General features: G+C 33.9%; 18 protein-coding genes. 8 read left to right on the top strand and 10 right to left on the bottom strand.

The window, feature by feature from the left end:
• From Z054_RS0101595 to ileS, 6 genes are all read right to left on the bottom strand, one after another.
• Entirely contained in the window at window positions 1-717 is a 717-nt protein-coding gene (locus Z054_RS0101595) for a DUF4097 family beta strand repeat-containing protein (RefSeq protein ID WP_024768355.1), read from the bottom strand.
• Window positions 718-754: 37 nt separating this feature from the next.
• Window positions 755-1,510, bottom strand: coding sequence for a DUF4097 family beta strand repeat-containing protein (locus tag Z054_RS29805; RefSeq protein ID WP_024768354.1), 756 nt, complete (start codon window positions 1,508-1,510; stop codon window positions 755-757).
• A gap of 25 nt (window positions 1,511-1,535) precedes the next feature.
• Window positions 1,536-2,330 carry a HEAT repeat domain-containing protein gene (locus Z054_RS0101585; protein ID WP_024768353.1) on the bottom strand — a complete coding sequence of 265 codons (795 nt, stop codon included), beginning with the start codon at window positions 2,328-2,330 and terminating at the stop codon, window positions 1,536-1,538.
• 5 nt (window positions 2,331-2,335) lie between these two features.
• Window positions 2,336-2,869 carry an RNA polymerase sigma factor gene (locus tag Z054_RS0101580; protein ID WP_024768352.1) on the bottom strand — a complete coding sequence of 178 codons (534 nt, stop codon included), beginning with the start codon at window positions 2,867-2,869 and terminating at the stop codon, window positions 2,336-2,338.
• A 189-nt stretch (window positions 2,870-3,058) separates the two neighbouring features.
• Window positions 3,059-3,442: a TraR/DksA family transcriptional regulator gene (locus Z054_RS0101575; RefSeq protein ID WP_024768351.1), complete on the bottom strand. Its 384-nt coding sequence runs from the start codon at window positions 3,440-3,442 to the stop codon at window positions 3,059-3,061.
• A 5-nt stretch (window positions 3,443-3,447) separates the two neighbouring features.
• Window positions 3,448-6,852 (bottom strand): isoleucine--tRNA ligase, encoded by a 3,405-nt coding sequence (gene ileS / locus Z054_RS0101570; RefSeq protein WP_024768350.1) that lies wholly within the window; start codon window positions 6,850-6,852, stop codon window positions 3,448-3,450.
• Between the two features lie 328 nt (window positions 6,853-7,180).
• On the opposite strand from ileS, the gene Z054_RS0101565 reads away from it, so the two are divergent.
• Window positions 7,181-7,963, top strand: coding sequence for an amidohydrolase (locus tag Z054_RS0101565; protein ID WP_024768349.1), 783 nt, complete (start codon window positions 7,181-7,183; stop codon window positions 7,961-7,963).
• Here Z054_RS0101565 and Z054_RS0101560 read toward each other — a convergent pair.
• Window positions 7,955-9,568, bottom strand: coding sequence for an Ig-like domain-containing protein (locus tag Z054_RS0101560; RefSeq protein WP_024768348.1), 1,614 nt, complete (start codon window positions 9,566-9,568; stop codon window positions 7,955-7,957). The genes Z054_RS0101565 and Z054_RS0101560 overlap by 9 nt on opposite strands.
• A gap of 178 nt (window positions 9,569-9,746) precedes the next feature.
• On the bottom strand, window positions 9,747-10,427 hold the full coding sequence (locus Z054_RS0101555; protein WP_024768347.1) for a ComF family protein: 681 nt from the start codon (window positions 10,425-10,427) through the stop codon (window positions 9,747-9,749).
• Between the two features lie 73 nt (window positions 10,428-10,500).
• Between Z054_RS0101555 and Z054_RS0101550 the strand changes: the two genes are divergently transcribed.
• The 3 genes from Z054_RS0101550 to Z054_RS0101540 all read left to right on the top strand — a co-directional run bounded on the left by Z054_RS0101550 (window position 10,501) and on the right by Z054_RS0101540 (window position 16,312).
• Window positions 10,501-11,382 carry a hypothetical protein gene (locus Z054_RS0101550; RefSeq protein ID WP_024768346.1) on the top strand — a complete coding sequence of 294 codons (882 nt, stop codon included), beginning with the start codon at window positions 10,501-10,503 and terminating at the stop codon, window positions 11,380-11,382.
• A gap of 176 nt (window positions 11,383-11,558) precedes the next feature.
• Entirely contained in the window at window positions 11,559-13,094 is a 1,536-nt protein-coding gene (locus Z054_RS0101545) for a glycine--tRNA ligase (RefSeq protein ID WP_024768345.1), read from the top strand.
• A gap of 230 nt (window positions 13,095-13,324) precedes the next feature.
• Window positions 13,325-16,312 (top strand): T9SS type A sorting domain-containing protein, encoded by a 2,988-nt coding sequence (locus Z054_RS0101540; protein WP_024768344.1) that lies wholly within the window; start codon window positions 13,325-13,327, stop codon window positions 16,310-16,312.
• A gap of 5 nt (window positions 16,313-16,317) precedes the next feature.
• On the opposite strand, the gene Z054_RS0101535 is transcribed toward Z054_RS0101540, so the two are convergent.
• A complete protein-coding gene (locus Z054_RS0101535) occupies window positions 16,318-16,686 on the bottom strand; it encodes a hypothetical protein (protein ID WP_024768343.1) in 369 nt (122 codons plus the stop codon).
• 147 nt (window positions 16,687-16,833) lie between these two features.
• On the opposite strand from Z054_RS0101535, the gene Z054_RS0101530 reads away from it, so the two are divergent.
• Together Z054_RS0101530 and Z054_RS0101525 are read left to right on the top strand one after the other, a co-directional pair.
• The gene (locus Z054_RS0101530; RefSeq protein ID WP_024768342.1) at window positions 16,834-17,598 is read left to right on the top strand and encodes an exodeoxyribonuclease III; all 765 of its coding nucleotides are present in this window, start codon (window positions 16,834-16,836) and stop codon (window positions 17,596-17,598) included.
• Between the two features lie 48 nt (window positions 17,599-17,646).
• On the top strand, window positions 17,647-18,606 hold the full coding sequence (locus Z054_RS0101525; RefSeq protein ID WP_024768341.1) for an OmpA/MotB family protein: 960 nt from the start codon (window positions 17,647-17,649) through the stop codon (window positions 18,604-18,606).
• 65 nt (window positions 18,607-18,671) lie between these two features.
• On the opposite strand, the gene Z054_RS0101520 is transcribed toward Z054_RS0101525, so the two are convergent.
• A complete protein-coding gene (locus Z054_RS0101520; RefSeq protein WP_024768340.1) occupies window positions 18,672-19,076 on the bottom strand; it encodes a hypothetical protein in 405 nt (134 codons plus the stop codon).
• A gap of 300 nt (window positions 19,077-19,376) precedes the next feature.
• Between Z054_RS0101520 and Z054_RS0101515 the strand changes: the two genes are divergently transcribed.
• Together Z054_RS0101515 and Z054_RS29800 are read left to right on the top strand one after the other, a co-directional pair.
• The gene (locus tag Z054_RS0101515) at window positions 19,377-19,889 is read left to right on the top strand and encodes a hypothetical protein (RefSeq protein ID WP_152538425.1); all 513 of its coding nucleotides are present in this window, start codon (window positions 19,377-19,379) and stop codon (window positions 19,887-19,889) included.
• Window positions 19,890-20,223: 334 nt separating this feature from the next.
• Window positions 20,224-20,904 carry a TerB family tellurite resistance protein gene (locus Z054_RS29800; protein ID WP_024768338.1) on the top strand — a complete coding sequence of 227 codons (681 nt, stop codon included), beginning with the start codon at window positions 20,224-20,226 and terminating at the stop codon, window positions 20,902-20,904.
• Window positions 20,905-21,069: the final 165 nt, after the last annotated feature.

Genomic DNA, 21,069 nt, shown 5'->3' with positions numbered 1-21,069 from the left:
TTATTGTTTTCTAATAAATATACTTCCACTCACGGTTCCAAGTTTTAGCTCGCTTCTTACGTCTCCAAAAGTACCTGTTACTTTACTCCCTACTACTCTGTTTTTACCATGATCAAATTTCATGTCTTTATCAGAATAAATCATTCCGGTAACTGTTTCAGCTTTTAATCTCGATTTTGAAACATTGATGTCTATATCACCACTTATGGTTTTAAGATTAAGATCTCCATTGTAGCTTTTTATATCGATATTTCCACTAATAATATCTACAATTAATTCTCCCTGATAATTTTCAGACTGTACGTTTCCAGAAATGCTTTTTACTCTTAGAGTAGAATTTTTTGGAAGATACAAGGTGTACATAGCATCAATATCTAAATTATTACAAGGACCCCAATTGTTTTTACGGTTTGATCCACCACGTTCTTTTTTCCACTTGTCGAATAGATCACCATAGTCTGATGATATATCCAGAACAGATGAGGTGTTCTTTATTTTTAAGTTAAAATAATCGTCAAATTCACCGCCATTAATACTTACACTGGCTTTTAAAGATACGTTGCTTTTGTCCCATGTTTTGATAACGATGTCTTGAGCGAATTTAAATTCTACTTTGATTAGATCGGCAGAAGTGGTAAGTTCTTTTTGGATTACTTTCTGTGCATTTATTTGTAATGAAACAAAGCACAATAGGATGAGTTTTAATACAGTTTTCATGTTCGTTTTTTTTTTTTTGATTAATTGATGACCTCTACTATTTTTTTCTCAGGTAAATATTTCCTGTGGATGACCTTAGGGTAATATCAACTCCACCATTATTTATTTTGGTGTTTATAGCTCTTCTACCGCTGATTACCTTCATATTTTTATGTTCAACGGGGAATTTTATATCAAAATCAGTATAGATTTCTCCCATAGAAGTTTTTAATTCTAGGTTTGCAGGAGTGCTAGATGGCAGACTTACATCGATCGCTCCCGTAGCAGATACAATAGAAATTGGTGAACTTTGGCTTACTTTGTCGAATACAATATTAATTTCACCTGTTGCAGTTTTGGCTACAATTGGACCTGTAACATTTTTTAATGTAATACCTCCAACATTGGTTCTTGCTTCTATTTCGGCAGAAAACCCATTAAAAGATAAGCTTCCCAGATTACTACTCTCTGTAGTGATGTTGATCTCTTTTGGGAGATAGATTTCTAAGGTCTCGCTATGCATACCTTTTAAGTTTCTGATAATAAGCGTTTCTCCTTCTTTTTGAATATAAATCCCTATACCGGTGTTGTCGCTTCCGCCAGAATACACGGCCTTTAATCCTCTGGCTTTTTCGGGAGTTTTTCTTCCTTCTCCTTTGATCAATACTTCATTTTGACTGTGAGTTTTTGCGATAACTCCAGATTCTGAAGCTATTCTTACTTTTTTGACTCCTTGTAGAGAGTGTTTATAATCTTGTGCGGTTAGATTTCCTGCTACTATAAATACTAGTAATGCGATTGCTATTTTCTTCATGACTATTTGTTTTTTGATTGTACTTTTAAATTAAATTGGGCAACCCAATTTTTACCTGATCTTTTACATAATCTGGTGTTTCTTCATTCTGAAGTAATTTTTCCATAGAAGGAACTGCGCGTTTTTCCTGAATAGAAACTAATATTTGAATTAATTCAATTTGTATACCTGGATCTTGTTCAATATCCAAGGCATTGATTAATGCTTTACGAACCATCTCAGAATCCGAAAATTTTGCCAGTGCTTCTGCTGCAGCTAATCGCACATTGGTATGATCGTCATAATGCATTTTATTGATTAAAGCGTTTAAGATGTCATTTCCTGGTTTTTCAAATTCTTCTGCATAGTTTACAGCCTGTAGGCGTTTGCTTGCAGATTCATTTTCTATTAAAGAAATAGTCATCGTTTGCTTCATTTGATATTTTTCTTTTTCTAATACTGCCATTTCTTCAGAAAGTGATGCGGTATTCTCTAGTTTTCCGTAGAAATACCCCGAAAGAACAAGTGCAATAGTTGCAGCGATCTGCAAAGCTGTTTTCCAGGAGCTTTTGGTTGTTGGATTTAAGGATACAATCTTAGGATCATTGACTCCCTCTTTTTCTTTCTTCAACATTTCCTCAAAGTTCATTTGTAAACTTTGATCCGGTAGTTCCTGAGAAGAAGTGTTATGTATAGCTTCAAAAACGGTTTGAAGTTCTTGTAGGGCTGTTTCACACTGCTTACAGCTTTTGATATGTACTTCTACTTTTTGATATGTTTCCTGATCCAGATTATGATCTATATAATCAATCAGTTGATTTTGTATGTCTTTACAGTTCATAACAGTTATATGTTTTGTAAATAATAATCTTTTAGTTTATGGATAGCGCGATGAACTTTTGTTTTTACAGCTCCTGCTGTAGAGCCCGTGATCTCGGCTATTTCCTGATACTTTATTCCTTGATATCGATTCATAACAACGAGTTCTTTATCAGTTTTATTAAGTTGATTTAATGCTCGATATAATTCCTCATTAGTCTCCTTTATTTCGATATTATCTTGCTCTTTTTGTTCTATTTTATATTCGACATTTTCAAAGCGTTGAGCGACTGTTTTTTGACTTTGATAATGATCGCTAAATATATTTCTGGCAATGGTATAGATCCACGATGAAAACTTTCCTTTTTTATAAGAGGATCTATATTTAATCGCCTTATAGAAAACTTCTTGCGTAATGTCCTGGCTGATCTCCCGATCTCTCGTCATTTTTAATAAGAAATTAAAGATTTTGATATGGTATCTTTCAAAAAGGACACTCATTACATCCAGATTACCATTGGATACCAGAATCATTAATTCTTCGTCAGTTAGATTTTTCAAGATGTTACTCTTTTGGTTGGTTTCTATTACTAATACCTTGTTTTTTTAAAAAGGTTACATTTAATATCAGATAAATCAAATTCTTTTAGTCTCATTTTATAATCTATTTAATATAAGATAAAAAAAAAGACCTCACTGGTTTAAAAACCGGTGAGGTCAAATCTAAAATTATAGATTATTTTTTTGTATTTAACTCTGCATATTTTTTGCTTCGATACTTAATGTAGCATGCGGAACCAGTTTTAATCGATCAGGATTAATTAATTTTCCTGTTACACGACAAATACCATATGTTTTGTTTTCAATACGTAATAAAGCATTCTTTAAATCGCGTACAAATTTTTCTTGTCTAATAGCAAGTTGTGTATTTGCTTCTTTAGACATAGTTTCACTTCCTTCTTCAAATGCCTTGAACGTTGGTGAAGTGTCATCTGTACCGTTATTTCCGTCATTTTTGTAAGCACTTCTTATTAATTCTAAATCTTTCTGTGCTTTTTCCATTTTTTCTACGATGATTTCCTTAAACATCGTTAAATCAGCGTCGCTGTACCTTACTTTGATATCTTCTGCCATACTTCTTAATGTTTTTTTATTATCAATTGGGTTGCAATGTCGTCAAACGCAATTTCTGTACCATTTATTACATCTGATGCAAATTCAATTGTCTCGGTTAAGGTTTCATTTTTAATATAATTCTCATTAGTGGCGATAGCTTCTTTAATAGCTTCATTTTCTTGGAAAACAATTTTTATCTTATCAGTCACCTCAAGACCACTATCTTTACGAATGTTTTGAATACGATTTACAAGCTCTCTGGCGATTCCTTCTTTTTTAAGCTCAGAACTTATCGTTACATCTAATGCTACAGTCAAAGTTCCAGAATTTGCTACTAACCAACCTTCAATATCCTGAGAGCTTATCTCTACATCATCGGTACCTAATGTAATAATTTTATCATTAATTTCTACATCAAAATGCCCTGTTTGTTCAAGAATTTTAATGGTTTCTTGATCGAATGACTGTATCTTACTGGAAATCAGTTTCATATCTTTGCCAAAGCGAGGGCCTAATGTTTTAAAATTAGGCTTGATTTGCTTTACCAGAATACCCGATGCATCATCTATAAGCTCTATTTCTTTAACATTAACTTCACTTTTTATAAGATCTGCAATGTCATTGATTTCATTCTTTTCGGCTTCGTTTAGCACAGGAATCATAATACGCTGTAATGGCTGTCGAACTTTGATTTTTTCTTTTTGACGAAGAGAAAGTACCAAAGAAGATATAGTCTGCGCTTTCTGCATCTTGTGTTCTAAAGGTGTATCTACAAAATCCTGATTATACTCAGGGAAATGCGCTAAATGAACACTTTCAAAATCTTCTTTTTGTGTCCCTGTTACCAAATCTTTATATAATCGATCCATAAAAAATGGTGCTACCGGTGCTCCTAATTTAGCAATGGTTAACATACAGGTATACAATGTTTGATAGGCAGAAACTTTATCTTTTTGATAATCGCCTTTCCAGTATCTCCTTCTACTTAAGCGTACAAACCAGTTACTTAGATTTTCCTGAACAAAATCAGAGATTGCTCTGGTTGCCTTTGTAGGCTCGTAATCATTATAATAGGTGTCTACATTTTTGATCAAGGTATGTAGCTCGCTTAGAACCCAACGATCAATCTCAGGACGTTCTGCTAATGGGATGTCGGCTTCAGTATAAGTGAAATTATCGATATTGGCATATAAAGTAAAGAATGAATACGTATTATATAGTGTGCCAAAAAATTTACGGCGAACCTCTGCAATTCCTTCAGAATCAAATTTCAAGTTATCCCAAGGATTGGCATTACTAATCATATACCATCTGGTAGCATCTGGTCCAAAAGTTTTTAAAGTCTCGAAAGGATCAGCTGCATTACCTAGTCTTTTAGACATTTTCAGTCCATTTTTATCTAATACAAGACCATTAGATACTACATTTTTATAGGCAACATCATCAAAGATCATGGTTCCTATTGCATGAAGTGTATAGAACCATCCACGAGTTTGATCTACTCCTTCGGCTATAAAATCGGCTTTTCTTCCTCCTGCTTCTACCTTTTCTTTATTCTCAAAAGGATAATGCCATTGCGCATAAGGCATTGACCCAGAGTCAAACCATACATCGATAAGATCGCTTTCGCGTTTCATAGGTTTTCCTGTAGGAGATACTAAGGTAATTTGATCTACCACATTTTTATGAAGATCAATTTTATCATAGTTCTCTTCGCTCATATCGCCAACTGCAAAGTCTGCAAATATATCTGCTTCGAGTGCCCCTGCCTTAACCGCTTTACTCATTTCGGTTTTTAATTCTTCAACAGAGCCGATGATAAGTTCTTCTTTACCATCTTCTGTTCTCCAGATTGGTAATGGAACACCCCAGAATCGAGATCGAGATAGATTCCAATCATTAGCATTAGCCAGCCAGTTACCAAAACGGCCCTCACCAGTTGCTTTAGGTTTCCAATTGATACCCAGATTAAGCTCATGCATACGATCTTTAAAATCGGTTACTTTTATAAACCACGAATCTAAAGGATAATATAAAACAGGTTTATCGGTACGCCAGCAATTTGGGTAACTGTGTACATATTTCTCGACCTTAAAGGCTTTATTTTCTATTTTTAGTTTAATGGCTATTTCTACATCAACAGATTTCTCTGGAGCTTCACCATCATCGTAATATTCATTTTTAACATATTTACCACCCAAATCACCCATTTGCGAGATAAATCGCCCTTGTAAATCAACAGTAGGTACAAGGTTATCATTTTTATCCATTACTAATAATGCAGGTACTTCGGGCTTTGCTTGTTTGGCTACTAGTGCATCATCTGCACCAAAAGTTGGCGAAGTATGTACTATCCCGGTTCCATCTTCGGTAGTTACAAAATCACCTGCAATGATTCTAAAGGCATTCTCTGGGTTATGGTATGGTTGCACATAATCTATAAGTTGCTCATAACGAATATCTATCAGATCTGCTCCTTTACATTCCTTTAAGATGAAATAAGGAATCTTTTTATCTCCTTCTTTGAATGTAGTTAGTTCTTCTTTAGTTTCTGCCTGCACAAACTTGCCGGCAAATTGTTTTCCTACCAAATTTTTTGCAAGAACAACATGAATCGGCTCAAAAGTATATTGATTAAATGTTTTTACAACTACATAATCAATTTTAAGACCTACTGTTAATGCTGTATTCGAAGGAAGAGTCCATGGAGTTGTCGTCCAAGCCAAAAAATAAATAGTTTCTTCTATCTCCTGCAAAAACGAAGGCAATGTTTCTTTTTTAGCTTTAAATTGAGCTACAACTGTTGTGTCGGTAACATCCTGATACGTGCCAGGTTGATTAAGTTCGTGTGAGCTTAGTCCTGTGCCTGCTTTAGGAGAGTACGGCTGTATCGTATATCCTTTGTATAATAATCCTTTTTTATAAATCTGAGAAAGCAACCACCATACACTTTCCATATACTTAGATTTATAGGTAATATATGGATCGTCCATATCTACCCAATATCCTATTTTTTGTGTAAGATCATTCCAGATATCGGTATAACGCATCACGGCTTTTTTACAAGCTTCATTATACTCTTCTACAGTGATTTTTTTACCAATATCTTCTTTGGTAATTCCTAATTCTTTCTCTACACCAAGTTCTATCGGAAGTCCATGTGTATCCCACCCGGCTTTACGTTGTACTTGATATCCTTTTTGTGTCTTATAGCGACAAAATATATCTTTAATTGCACGAGCCATTACATGATGAATTCCCGGTAATCCATTTGCTGAAGGAGGACCTTCAAAAAAGATAAACGGTTTTGCTCCATCTCGTTCACTAATACTTTTTTCAAATATGGTATTCTGTTGCCAGAAATCCAGTATTTCGTCAGCTACTTTAGGTAAGTCAAGTCCTTTATATTCAGGAAACTTCGTGCTCATTTGATCGTTCTTTCTATTAAGTGTGCGAAAATAAGGATTTTCTGGAAAAAAGAAGGGTGAATTTGGAATGTGATATGAAATAATTGTTAGGTAAATATGATTTTTTAACATAGAATTCAATTTTTCATTGAATTTTTATCGAAAACACACCTAGTAGTAGTAATATTAATTTTGAAATAAACGATATGTAATGTCGAATAATGAGATCTCTTTTTAAAATCATTTGCCAGCGGTTAGATTTTAGTATTTTTAGGCGACGAAATAATTACATGTGATTTTGTATTGATCTATTCAATACAGATCTGATCTCTAAATATAGTATAAACAGATGAAAGAAACTCTAGATATTGTATTACTCCAATCTCATCTGGCATGGGAAAACCCAGTACAGAATCGTGCGGCTTTTACTCAAAAGATTAATTCGATATCCCAGAAAGTAGATCTAATTATTTTACCCGAAATGTTCACTACAGGGTTTACAATGAATGCTATCGAAGTAGCAGAAAAAATGGGTGATGATACTTTACAATGGCTAGCGAAAATGGCCAAATCGGGGGATTGTGCAATTGTGGGAAGTATTATTATTGAAGAAAAAGGAAACTATTATAACCGATTGGTCTTTATGCTTCCTGATGAAACTTATGAGATGTATGATAAACATCAGTTATTTACACTAGCCAAAGAACAAGAAGTTTTTACCGCAGGCCAAAAAGATGTGATTATAGAATATAAAGGTTGGAGAATTAAGCCTCTAATTTGTTATGATCTCAGATTTCCGGTATGGGCAAGAAATACTTCGGGATATGATGTATTGCTATATGTTGCCAGTTGGCCAAAACCTCGTATTGATGCATGGGATGCATTGCTAAAAGCAAGAGCTATCGAAAATATGTGTTATTGTATCGGGGTAAATCGTGTTGGTCTTGATGGTAAAGGATATGAATACAATGGTCACTCTGGAGTATATAATGTTTTAGGAGATTCGGTTTTAGAAGAAAACCCTGTCGAGAGAGAAGCTATTTTATATGCAACATTAGATATTTCTCATGTTAAAAAAATAAGAAATAAATTACCTTTTCTTGATGATAAAGATAATTTTAAATTAATCTAATGTGAAGGTTTGTTTTATTTCCCAGTTTGCTCTAACATCTATTGGTTCTGCAAAGTAGCGGATTTCTTCAGGTTGTATTCCTTTTAAAAAATTACCGCTGTCCCACTTGCCATTATTATTACGGTCAAAAACGATTCTGATGTAATATTTAGACGGGTCGAGATAATCAAAAACCAAAGTTTCCTGACGTTGCACATTTTTTTCTGAAATCACTTCTTCTTTTTCATTAGTGACTTGAACCAAAATTGGATAAGCTTCTACTTTTTGGAGTGTTAAGAAAATAGTCCCGTAATCGGTTAATTTCTTTGTCCGGAAATTGATTTTTATAGTATCATTAACATTGCCTGTGAAATCTTTAATAGCTTCTGGCAAAAACTGTAAACTGTAGGCATTATTTTCTGTTTTTTCAAAAGTTAGTTGTGCTTCATTTTTTGCGATATCTAATTTGATAGAAAAAGGAACCTCAAGTGTATCCTTATCAGTTAGAGAGATTAGTTGCTCATTAATGCTGTCCAGGGCAGTATTTGCTGTAAAAACAAAATCTTTATTAGGTGGAAGTGTAGCTCCAATGTAAGAGGATACTACAAGAGAATCTTTATACTGATCTTTAAATCTGGTAAGTACAGTATCTCGATATTTTTTGACATTGGTTACTTCAAATAATAATGAATCAGCTTTAAAAAATGGTCTAAACCAATAGTGCAATGTATCTTTGTTTTTATCGGGAAAGATTCGAGTTTCAAATGTATCTGGTGCGTCACTTAGCAACTTAATTTTCATACTATCTACTTCACCTTCATATGGAAAAATAAATTTGTTTTTTGAGACTTGTTTAGGATTTAGCGCTTTAAAATCCAGGGTTTCTTTAAATATATTAAGATTAAAGACTTTAGCGGTATCTTCAGGAAGTGATATTATCTCTTCATAAAACCCTATTTTATCCTGTTTAGGTTCATAGATATAGTTATTAGAAACATCTTTTAAAGCAATGAGTTTAAATTTTCCTTCTTTCAGATTATGCAGACTAAAAGCTAAGCTATCTAAGGTATTAGTAATATATCTGGGAACAGTCTTATATACTAGTGAATCTGAGTAGTTTTCATCAATTTCATATAAAGCTACTGTAATATAAGGATCTACCTTTTTTTGAATGGCATCACCAACAGTACCTTTTATACTTAAAGAATCAAGAGAGTCTCCTGTAGAAAAAACATATCTAAAAAAAGAATTAGGGTTTTCTTCGTTATTATCTACTACACTTTCACCAAAATTAATACTATAGGTTGTGTTTTCTAATAAGGTGTCAAGAAATTTAATTTTTATGTATTTACTGGCTCCTCCCAAAGGAGTGATGGTTGGTTTAGGATCCATAGGAGGAGAAACGATGATTTGTTTTTGCGGATCTTTTAATTTTACATATTCATCAAAATAAATTCTGATCTCGTTTTTGTCAAAATTTGTAGAGAAATTGGGAGGCATAGCTTTTATAAAAACCGGAGGAGTCTCATCTTTAGGACCACCGGTTATAGAACCTTTTTTGGCACAACTAACCACGATGACAAGTGACGCCAAGGTAAGCAATATCATATTTATTCTTTTGCTCATATCTCCGCAATAATTTTAGGACACAAAGAAACAACTATATTTAAAAAACAAAAAACTTAATGAAATTCTATTTAAGAGCGAATTCAAAATTGGCATATAAATAGAAATACTTTGTATCAATCTCACTTGTATAAAAGGTTTCAAATGTAAATTTATTGTATATCAGACTTTATTCTAATTACTCTGTTATAGCTATTGTGGCGACACTTATTTTGATACCAGGAATAGATTTTAACGCATTTACACAGGATTCTATTGTTGCACCTGTTGTAACAATATCATCAACCAACAAAATATGCTTGTTTACAAGTAAGGACTCATTTTGAATCCCGAATGTTTCAACAGTGTTTATCCATCTGCTAAGTCTTCCGTGTTTGGATTGTTTTTTATTGTAGGAAATTTTTTTCAAAACAGAATCAACATATTCGGCATTTAGTTTTTTGGCAATTTCGACTCCGAATTTTCCTACTTGATTATATCCTCTTTCCTGTAATCTCTTTTTGTGTAAAGGAACTGGGATTACAGAATCAATAAACTGGTATCCAGATGTTTGAATTAACTCCTCGCCGAGCCATTTTCCTAGCTCTTCTCCTATCTCTTCTCTTCCTCGATATTTTAAGTTATGAATTAAATTTTGTACTAAGCTATCTTTATGAAATACAAATAAAGCAGTAGCATTTTCAATTTTGACGCGACCATAAAATACTTTTTCAATTTTTTTTGCGTTTACGTTATGGAAATTGCCCAAAGGAAGCTCGTGTCTGCAAGAAGTGCACAGTAACCTTTCATTAGTATATAGAGGGCTGTCACAGGCAGCACAATATATAGGATAGAATAAATACGCTAAGTCTCTTAGCATTTTATTAGGGAGATTAACATTAATTATTATATTTAGCTATTAAAATAACCATCAAAAATTATAAATCTTAATTATGACAACTCAAAACAATAACTTAACCCTTAAGATTCTTATCGGTGTTCTAGGAGCACTGTTACTTATTCTAGGGATATTTACGTATAAGTTTTACAACGAAGAGAAGCAAAATAAAGCAATTTTGCAACAAGAAAAGGATCTTATTGAAAGTGAATTAGGAGAATTGATAACAAAGTATGACAATGCTATTGCTCTTAATGAAGTAATGGATGATCATTTACTTAAGGCTAAAGAACGTATTGTAGTCTTATTAGATAGTGTAAAAGATAATGATGCTAATCTGGCTTTGATCTCTCGATACAGAAGAGAAGTAGGTAAACTTAAAAAGGAACGTGAAAGATTGTTTAAGCTTGCAGATAGTTTAACGGTTGCAAATACGCAATTAACTACAGATTTAGATAGTACTTCTGTTGCATTAAATAAAAGAATAATCTTATCAGATTCGTTACAAACTCAAAACAGTAAACTTGCTGATATTGTAGAAAGAGGTTCGGCGCTTACGGCAGCAAATATCAAAGCAGAAGGAGTACGTGTACGTAACAGTGGTAAAATATCAACAACTTCTAAAGCAAGTAGAGCAGAAAAAGTAAGAGTTTGTTTTACACTTGCACCAAATAAATTAACAGAAAAAGGAGATAAAAACCTTTATGTACAGGTAGTTAATCCTGATAATGTTTTGATAGGAGATAAAATAGCTATAAACTTTGATAGTGCTACACTTACCTATAGTGGAACTAATAAAGTATTCTATGAAAATGAAGCACTGGATGTTTGTGTATTAGTAGATGCAGCAGAAGGTGAACTAGTTAAAGGAAACTATATTGTAAATGTATTCTCTGGACCAAAAATGATCTCAAACACTCAGTTTGAACTAAGATAATTTTTTTAGATACAGAATTAAAAACCGTCATATTGCTTAAAATATGACGGTTTTTTTATGCTTTTGTCAGAAATTACTTTCGATGAGTAACCCCTGCATTAGCAACTGATGAAGATTTTAATAAAAACAAAATCAGATTCGTTTTCAAATCATTTAAATTCAGTTATTTTTGCGCAATGGCAAAGCAAGAAGATAAATTTAAAAAGGTTATTGCCCATGCTAAGGAGTATGGGTATATTTTTGGTTCTAGTGAAATTTATGATGGACTGAGTGCGGTATATGATTATGGTCAAAATGGAGTAGAACTTAAAAAAAATATAAGAGAATATTGGTGGAAAAGTATGGTAAATATGCACCAGAATATTGTTGGTCTTGATGCTGCAATATTTATGCACCCTACAACCTGGAAAGCTTCGGGGCACGTAGATGCTTTTAGTGACCCTCTTATTGATAATAAAGATTCTAAAAAAAGATATAGAGCCGATGTACTTATTGAGGATTATGCAGAGAAGCTTAATCAAAAGGCTCAAAAAGAAATCGCTAAAGCAAAAAAACGTTTTGGAGATGACTTTGATGAAGCTCAATTTGTAGCTACTAACCCGAGAGTGGTAAAATACTTTTCTAAAAAAGAAGAGGTTATACAGCGTATGGCAAAATCTTTGGATAACGAAGATCTTGCAGATGTAAAGGCATTAATAGAAGAATTAGAAATTGCTGATCCAGAGACTGGTTCTAAAAACTGGACAGAGGTGCGACAATTTAACCTAATGTTTGGTACTAAATTAGGAGCATCTGCAGAATCTGCTACCGATTTATTCTTAAGACCAGAGACCGCTCAAGGTATTTTTGTGAATTTCTTGAATGTTCAGAAAACGGGACGAATGAAAATACCGTTTGGAATTGCCCAAACCGGAAAAGCATTTAGAAATGAGATCGTAGCGCGCCAGTTTATCTTTAGGATGCGGGAGTTTGAACAAATGGAAATGCAATTCTTCGTACGTCCTGGTGAAGAAATGAAATGGTACGAATACTGGAAAGAAACCCGATTAAACTGGCATTTATCACTAGGATTAGGTAAAGAGAACTATCGTTTTCATGATCATGATAAACTAGCACACTATGCGAATGCCGCAGCCGATATTGAGTTTGATTTTCCATTTGGATTTAAAGAATTAGAAGGAATTCACTCTAGAACAGATTTTGATCTTAAAGCCCATGAAGAACACTCAGGTAAAAAATTACAATTTTTTGATCCAGAGTTAAAAGAAAGCTATGTTCCTTATGTTGTTGAAACTTCGGTTGGATTAGACAGAATGTTCCTAGCTGTATTCTCTACCGCATTACAAGATGAAGAATTAGAAGATGGTAGCAGTAGGGTGGTATTGAAACTACCTGCAGTTGTTGCGCCAGTAAAAGCAGCAATACTTCCTTTGGTTAAAAAAGATGGCCTGCCAGAGATCGCAGAACAGATTGTTGATGATCTAAAATGGAAATTTAATGTCATTTATGACGAAAAAGATGCTATTGGACGTCGATATAGAAGACAAGACGCTAATGGTACCCCATTTTGTATCACAGTAGATCATGATACTAAAGAAGATAACATGGTTACGATACGAGATCGAGATACTATGGAGCAGAAACGAGTGGCGATTACAGAGCTTAAAGCCATCATTTCTGAAAAGACAGATGCCGAGTATTGGTTAAAATAATTTTGGGATAGGTTTTCCATGATAAAGCTGCTTCATTATGAGGCAGCTTTTTTATTTTAATAAAAACATAGATAAGATATAATCATTGACAATTATTGATAATTTTTTTTAAAATTAACCGTTTTTTTATCAATACTAAGGATAAAGTGCCTTATGGTTATCGTATTTTGAAGTTTAGTTGTATTTTAGTCTCTAAGTAAAGAGCCAGATCTTAATATAAATTATTGCTTATGCTATTAAAGAAAATTGTAGTAGTTTCTTTTCTATTTTTTGTTGCCATAGGATTTTCGCAAAAGAAAGAAACCATGAATGCTAGTATGGTAACTACTGCTGCTTATATGAGGGCAATAGAGCCATTGGCAGGAAAAAAATTATTACCTGGTGAACCAAGAGAAGGTAAGATTAATCCTAGAAGAACAGATGCGAATAAGATTGTTCCGGGAAAAGGTTTTCCAAAAGGAATGGATCCTTTACTTGCAAAACAAAAGAGCAATCAGATGATGAGAGCTGGTAAAGCTCCTTCTCTTACATTTGAGGTAAATTCTAGCAATAGAGCTCCTTCAGATCCTACAGGAGCTGTTGGTCCTAATCATTATGTAAGTGCCAAAAACTTTGCTTTTGCAATACACGATAGAAGTGGTAATGAGTTAGTGGCTTCATCATCATTAGCCAATATATTCCCAGGAGAAACTCTTGGAGATCCAATTGTATTTTATGATAGTTTTGCAGATCGATTTGTGATTACTCAGTTTTCTAATACTCCAAACGGATTTTTGGTAGCTGTAGGTCAAGGGCCAGACCCTGTAAATGATGGATGGTTTACATATAGATTTAATACAGAAGGATTTCCTGATTACACAAAATTTTCAATTTGGTCTGATGGATACTATGTAACGGCAAATAAAGATCAGAATTCGGTACAAACCAGTGAAATTGTGTTTGTGATCGAAAGAGAAAAAATGCTACAGGGAGCAGCAGAAGAAAATGTAAAAATGGTAGGTTTTCCGCTTCCAGGAGCTAGAATAGGTGGGTTTTACAGCCCGGCATCATTTAATGCTTTAGGAAAAACGTTACCTCCCGATGGTGATGCGAGAATTGTTTATTTTCAGGATGATGAATGGGAAGGTGTCGATCAGGATATTTTAAAACTATGGAAAATTGATGTAGACTGGGTTTCTCCCAGTCAATCAACAATTACAGAGGCCGAAGAGCTTGCAGTAACAATTTTTGACTCTACTTTTGATGGTGGGTCTTTTGGTAACTTACCACAACCAGGTAGTGATCGAAATATTGATGCATTACAAGGTGCAGTTATGTTTGCCAGTAATTACAGGAGATTTTGTAATTATAACTCTGTAGTACTTAATCATGTAGTAGATATAGATGCAGATGCAGATGATGTAGCAGGAATACGTTGGTATGAACTACGACAAAGTGGAGATGGTCAACCCTGGACTGTATTTCAGGAAGGAACCTATACCTCTCCCGATGGTAAAAGTGCATGGTGCGGGAGTATGGCTATGGATATTTATGGTAATATTGGTATGGGATATACTACAATGGGTACAACCAGTACCGGAGCAAGTGCAGATAGTTTTGCCTCAATTCGATATACTGGTAGACTTGCAGGTGACCCATTAGGAACAATGACCATAGCAGAACAAGATATCAAAATAGGAACCGATATACAACGCGAAGGAGATCCGCAACGATATGGAGATTATGCGCAACTTACTGTAGACCCTGTTGATGATCAAACATTTTGGCACATTGCAGAATATTTTGAAAATACAGGAGACAACTCAAGAAATGTAGTAGGTGTTTTTAAAGTGGCTGGTACAGTTACTACCGATGTGGGAGTAGTAAGTATAGATACCCCAGGAAATGATGCTACTTTTACCAATTCTGAAAACATTATTGTAACAGTTAAGAATTTTGGATCTACAGCTCAAAGTAATATTCAGGTTACATACTCTATTAATGGAGGGCCAGTAGTTAATGAGTTATTAGCAGGTCCTATAGCTCCGTTAGGAACAGCTTCCTTTTCATTTGCTACCAATGCAGATCTTAGTACAGAAAGAGTATATACTATAACAGCAGAAACTAATGCGGCGGGAGATACTAATCCAGAAAATGATTGTAGCGAAGTAACACTCAATAATTTATTTCCTATTGATGTAGGAGTAGGAGAATTATTATCCCCCGCTCCTGATAGTGGAATTACAGCTTCTGAAGAAGCAATTACAGTTACATTGTATAATTTTGGTTCTACTGCGCAAACTAATATTCCGGTTTTTTATACTTTAAATAACGGAACCAGAATAGAAGAAGTTTTTACAGGCACCTTGCAACCACAAGCAGAAGCAAGTTATACATTTACCACTTTGGTAGATATTACAGGAACAGGAACTTTCGAATTTCAATTAGGAACAGCTTTAGCTACAGATGAGAATACGGGGAACGATATGATTACCCGAACAATAGAAAGAACGTTTTGTAGACCAACATCAAATTGCACTCGATTTGAGGACGGAATTAAGTCTTTCGAATTGGCAAATGTTACGAATACTCAAATTACTTGTGATACAGGGTATGAGGATTTCAGGAATGATTTTACCATCAATTTAAATCGATCTATAGGAAACTATACATTAACCGTACAAACAGGGTTTGCAGACAATAATGGATCAGAGCGAGTATCTATGTGGATTGATTTTAATGACAATATTGTTTTTGAAGAATCAGAATTGTTGGTAGATAACCAGATTATTGAAGCTGCTAATACAGATCAGGAGTTTACTATATCAATTGCTGACGATGCTGTGTTAGGAAGCCATTTGCTTAGGATTCGTGCAGGTGATGTTAATACCAATAGTGGAGCCCCTCTTAATAATTCATGTGGTTCGATGGACTTTGGTACGACCCATGACTATACAGTAGAGTTAGGAGAAAATAAAGAACTGGATACCGGATTGATTGTAATTACAGAACCCGATAATCAATTCTTGATCACCAAATCAGACTCAGGCTCAGAAACTGAAACGAGACTTTATATATTTAACATTTTAGGACAAGTTATCGTTTCTAATATAGTGAGAAAAGATGCTAATGGTAGATTTGTATACGATTTAGATATGTCCTATGCGAGATCAGGAGTCTATTTTGCACGATTTGGTAACAATAGAAAAGCAGACGCTACGAGGTTTGTTGTACAATAATACACTTATTCTTTACGTGTATTGATTTCTGTAATAGAAACCGGACGAGCATTGTTGCATCTACTTGCCATTCTAAGGCTGCCAAATTTTACCCAAACATGTTTGGGAACCTCGGCTTTAAAAAACTCACTAAGATTAATAGGATCCAGATTATCTTTATATTCTTCAACATTTAGAATATAAGGACACCCTTCAGATTTACTACTCACTATAGTGCCTTTGCTAAACCCTTTTTCTACCATTTCTTTTGATGTTATAAGTTGAGTGTCACTTTTTGAATCCGAAGTATTCTTAGCATCTACTCCCTTTGCAGGAACACAATTGTATGCATTAAATAGTAGAAGCAAGCAGGCCATTTTAAGCATGTTTTTCATGATTTGTGGTTGTTTACTATAAAGATCATAAAAAATTATTACAATATGATGGGATTTATATACCAATTTAAATTCATAATAGATGATTAAAATGTATCGATATGACACTTCATTTTTTATTTTTACTAAAATTTAAACCACAATTCAATGAAAATCGTCTCCTATAACGTAAACGGAATTAGAGCAGCAATAAACAAGGGGTTTTTAGAATGGTTACAGCAAACTGACCCCGATGTGATCTGTCTTCAGGAAATAAAAGCAAATAAAGAACAGTTAGATCTCGATCTGTTTTCAGAAGCCGGATATCCACATAATTACTGGTACAGTGCTCAGAAAAAAGGATATAGTGGTGTTGCTATTCTATCAAAAACGAAACCTGATCATGTAGAGTATGGTACCGGGATTGATTATATGGATTTTGAAGGTCGTAACCTGAGAGCTGATTTTAATGGAGTATCGGTAATGAGTTTATACCTACCCAGTGGCACCAATATGGATCGTTTGGAACATAAGCTAAAATATATGGCAGATTTTCAAACCTATATAAATGAATTAAAAAAAGAGCATCCCAACCTGGTGATACTAGGAGATTATAACATCTGTCATAAAGCAATCGATATTCATGATCCAGTACGTAATAAAAAAGTATCAGGGTTTTTGCCAGTAGAGCGTGAGTGGATAGGTAATTTTATGGATAGTGGTTTTATAGATTCTTTCAGGCATTTTAATACAGAACCACATCAATATTCATGGTGGAGTTATAGAGCTAATGCCAGAGCGAATAATAAAGGATGGCGTTTGGATTATGGTATGGTATCTCAACCTTTACAAGATAATTTAAAAAGAGCCGTTATTCTATCAGAAGCCAAACATAGTGACCATTGCCCTATTGTAGTCGAATTAGATGTGTAGATTTTGTTGACGAGATTAAAAATATAGTAACCCCATAAACAACATAAAATGATAAAAAGAATTGTATCTGTTATACTTGTTGGTACTCTTATGACTTCTTGTGTTTCTTCTAAAGTATACAAAGAATTGGAAAGCAAGTATGCCCGTCTGAAGCGAGAAAATCGTAAAACCAAAGACGAATTAGCAGCTTTAGAAAAAACAAGTGATGCCACTAGAAAGGCATTAGAACAATTAGATGCCGAATATCAAAAGGTTAAAACCGAAAGAGATGATTTACAAGGAAAATATAATGCTGCACAAGCCAATTATGAAAACTTAAAAGATTCGTATGATGCGTTAGAGAAGAACAGTTCGGCGGCTATAGCAGCAAATAGTAAGAAAAACAGAGAACTGCTAAAACAACTGGAAGAAAAAGAAAGAGCTCTGGCCGAAGAACGTAATCGTTTGGATGCATTACAGAGAGATCTGGCTTCTCGTTCTAAACGAGTAGATGAATTAGAAGGATTGATTGCCGCCAAAGATGCCAAAATGCAGGCGCTTAAAAATGCAATATCCAAAGCACTACGAAATTTTGAAGGCAAAGGTCTTACTGTAGAAGAGCGTAATGGTAAAGTCTATATCTCTATGGAAAACAAACTACTGTTCGAATCTGGTAGTTGGGCAGTAGGAGCCCAAGGACAAAAAGCGGTAAAACAATTAGGTAAAGTATTGGGTGATAATACCGATATCGCTGTTTTGATAGAAGGACATACCGATAATGTACCGTATACAGGAAATGGGCAGCTATCTGGTAACTGGGATTTGTCTACCAAGAGAGCTACTGCCATTGTAAATATTTTGTTGCAAAACCAGAAAATTGACCCGCAAAACATTACTGCGGCTGGTAGAGGAGAGTTTGCCCCTGTAGCCTCTAATGATAATAGTACAGGAAAAAGTAAAAACAGACGAATAGAAGTGATCCTAACTCCAAAATTGGATGAAATCACTAAGCTGTTGAATGATATATAAGAAGTAATTAAATATAAAAAGAGCGACACATTGTGTCGCTCTTTTGTTTGAAAAAGAATTGTATTTTAATTAAATAAATCCTTCAAAATATTCTCTACATCAACATCTTGATTCTCTGCTAATGATGTCTTTAGTTTTAAAAGCTTGGCATGAAAAGTTTCAATCACACGTTCAGCATTCATTTTATCTAATAAAATATCCTTACCTGCAGTAGTCAATAGATGATATTCAAAGTGATTTAAATGCTTAGGTTTAGATGGATCTAATTTTTTTTGTACCGATATAGTTCCTTTACCAGTAATAACAGAAATCACATTACCTGCTGCAGCCACTTTATCAGTTTGTTCACCAAGATCAGTAGCTAAGGAGTATACCCTATCAAATACAACTTTTTGGGTTTTCCAATCTTCTTGAGCTTGAAGTGATAATCCTGCGCATAGTACAAATGCAAGTAGAAATAATTTTTTCATAATGTTTGGGTGTTAAAATAATGTATTATAGTTTATAGGTTAATTACACCGGTTATCAGAACGTGATAAAATTTATTTTATTGTTAAAATAACCTTAAAAATTGCCTCAAAATAGGTAATTTATTTGATAAAAACCAAAAAGCATGCCACGTATTTAGTAAACAAAAATAAAATCCTTAATTATGCATATAATGAAAAAGCATACTGTTTTTATATAAAAATATAAAAATAAGGAAAGCAAGTAACAAAAGGACGTTACCAAACGTTTATTATACCAATTAATTTAAAACTTTAGAACAAATGAAGAGGCTACCCATTTTTGTTATATTAATAGTATCCATGATCAAAGGAGTAAGCCAGGAAAGCGAAGAAGGGTACCAGAATGAAGAAGAAATACAAAGTGAAGAAGAGGTGCAGGAAGATGAAAAAGGAGAAAACAACTACTTAGACATCTATGAATATTTTAATTTCACCAATGATGAATATTCCAATGCCTTGGATAAGGTGAATGATATGGATCCAGAAGATCAAAATGTCCTATATACGTTGGTAGTAGAAGTCCAAAAAGATAAAGTATTAAAAGATCGCTTGTTCGGGGAGTTGATCGCAAAACCCAAAAAAAAGAATCCTTTTAGAGGTAAAGACAGCCCAGGTTTTACCTGTATCCTACGTGGTCTTATAGAAAACAAAACAATATATAATGAGGTTATTAAAGACGGAGGCTCTGAGGATCGGGCCAGAAATGTCGCAGCCCTCGCCGAAAGAACTGTTCGGAGAAAATGTGGTATCGCCAAAAAAGTGAATAAACCATAGCATGAATTGTTTCTATATTCCAGTAAATTCTAGTCACAGGCGGTGTTATATCAGTATATTGGCAAAAAAACATAACCTCTCCTGCTACTCCAGTCCAAATATAGCTTAAGTTCTTATATAATAGATATGTTTACTACGTGTTATGAACACGTTTTTTGGTAGAGTTATACTCCATAGTTTTTGAATTTATGTTTAATTAAACGACATTGATAATCTGGGTTTGATTTTTGCCATAAGTGGTTCGGCAATACAAGGATAGTAGTTTGATTATTAGGAGGTTTAGAATATTATAGTATCTTTAAAATACCTTAAATCTATAAATACCTACATAGTTATGTTTATTATCTTCGGAACAAGAGGACTAAAACACACGGTGAGTGAAAGTCCTGTTTTATCAAATTCATGTCCAAATTGTAATAATGGAAATCTCGTAAATAAGCTATATCGCAGATGGTTTACCTTATTTTTTATTCCCATGATCCCATTAGATGTAGTAGATCGATTTTATCAATGTGACAGCTGTAAAAGTGCCTATAACGAAAGTATAAAAACGATTTTACAACGCTCTCAGGATGAGATTAACGAGAATCAAAAACGGGTAAAATTAGTATTTGCCAAAGCGCTTATAGCTTCGATGACGCATATGTCGATTATCGATGGAGATTTTGCTGCAGAAGAAGAACGCGAAATCATGGACGCTATAGAAGGATTACCAGAAATGGAGGAAGAATTAATGGCGATACATCAAAATATAAAAGCAACTGGTAACCAAGATAATCAGGTGTTTAATTTCCTTAATGAAGCACGAAATGAACTATCATCAGAGGCACTAATTAATATTTTGGCGCAAGCAGCTGTAGTACTATTGGCAGATGGAGCTATCGAAAAAGAAGAAGAAAATCTTATGAAAGAATATCTGATCGCTTGTGGTTTACCAAAAGAGATGTATCAGACATTGATCGATAAACTGATGCAAAAAGATATGACCAAGATTAAAAAAGAACAATTGAATTAATAAGAATTTAGCATTGATATAGTATAAACAGTTAACCATAGGTTGACTGTTTTTTTTTGTGATGTATTTAAACAAAATTCATATTGAATCTGTTGATAAGCAAGAATAAAAAATAAGTAAGGAGACGATATAAACCTATATCTTTGTTATCAATCCTACCCAAAG

Origin of the sequence: Aquimarina macrocephali JAMB N27 (genome assembly GCF_000520995.1) — a bacterium.
Classification (GTDB): Bacteria; Bacteroidota; Bacteroidia; order Flavobacteriales; family Flavobacteriaceae; genus Aquimarina; species Aquimarina macrocephali.
This window is presented reverse-complemented; position numbering and strand designations above follow the sequence as displayed.

What these genes read in the sequence shown, in the direction of transcription:
- Z054_RS0101595 (WP_024768355.1), bottom strand. Translation starts at nt 717, where the DNA reads ATGAAAACTGTATTAAAACTCATCCTATTGTGCTTTGTTTCATTACAA.
- Z054_RS29805 (WP_024768354.1), bottom strand. Translation starts at nt 1,510, where the DNA reads ATGAAGAAAATAGCAATCGCATTACTAGTATTTATAGTAGCAGGAAAT.
- Z054_RS0101585 (WP_024768353.1), bottom strand. Translation starts at nt 2,330, where the DNA reads ATGAACTGTAAAGACATACAAAATCAACTGATTGATTATATAGATCAT.
- Z054_RS0101575 (WP_024768351.1), bottom strand. Translation starts at nt 3,442, where the DNA reads ATGGCAGAAGATATCAAAGTAAGGTACAGCGACGCTGATTTAACGATG.
- ileS (WP_024768350.1), bottom strand. Translation starts at nt 6,852, where the DNA reads ATGAGCACGAAGTTTCCTGAATATAAAGGACTTGACTTACCTAAAGTA.
- Z054_RS0101565 (WP_024768349.1), top strand. Translation starts at nt 7,181, where the DNA reads ATGAAAGAAACTCTAGATATTGTATTACTCCAATCTCATCTGGCATGG.
- Z054_RS0101560 (WP_024768348.1), bottom strand. Translation starts at nt 9,568, where the DNA reads ATGAGCAAAAGAATAAATATGATATTGCTTACCTTGGCGTCACTTGTC.
- Z054_RS0101555 (WP_024768347.1), bottom strand. Translation starts at nt 10,427, where the DNA reads ATGCTAAGAGACTTAGCGTATTTATTCTATCCTATATATTGTGCTGCC.
- Z054_RS0101550 (WP_024768346.1), top strand. Translation starts at nt 10,501, where the DNA reads ATGACAACTCAAAACAATAACTTAACCCTTAAGATTCTTATCGGTGTT.
- Z054_RS0101545 (WP_024768345.1), top strand. Translation starts at nt 11,559, where the DNA reads ATGGCAAAGCAAGAAGATAAATTTAAAAAGGTTATTGCCCATGCTAAG.
- Z054_RS0101540 (WP_024768344.1), top strand. Translation starts at nt 13,325, where the DNA reads ATGCTATTAAAGAAAATTGTAGTAGTTTCTTTTCTATTTTTTGTTGCC.
- Z054_RS0101535 (WP_024768343.1), bottom strand. Translation starts at nt 16,686, where the DNA reads ATGAAAAACATGCTTAAAATGGCCTGCTTGCTTCTACTATTTAATGCA.
- Z054_RS0101530 (WP_024768342.1), top strand. Translation starts at nt 16,834, where the DNA reads ATGAAAATCGTCTCCTATAACGTAAACGGAATTAGAGCAGCAATAAAC.
- Z054_RS0101525 (WP_024768341.1), top strand. Translation starts at nt 17,647, where the DNA reads ATGATAAAAAGAATTGTATCTGTTATACTTGTTGGTACTCTTATGACT.
- Z054_RS0101520 (WP_024768340.1), bottom strand. Translation starts at nt 19,076, where the DNA reads ATGAAAAAATTATTTCTACTTGCATTTGTACTATGCGCAGGATTATCA.
- Z054_RS0101515 (WP_152538425.1), top strand. Translation starts at nt 19,377, where the DNA reads ATGAAGAGGCTACCCATTTTTGTTATATTAATAGTATCCATGATCAAA.
- Z054_RS29800 (WP_024768338.1), top strand. Translation starts at nt 20,224, where the DNA reads ATGTTTATTATCTTCGGAACAAGAGGACTAAAACACACGGTGAGTGAA.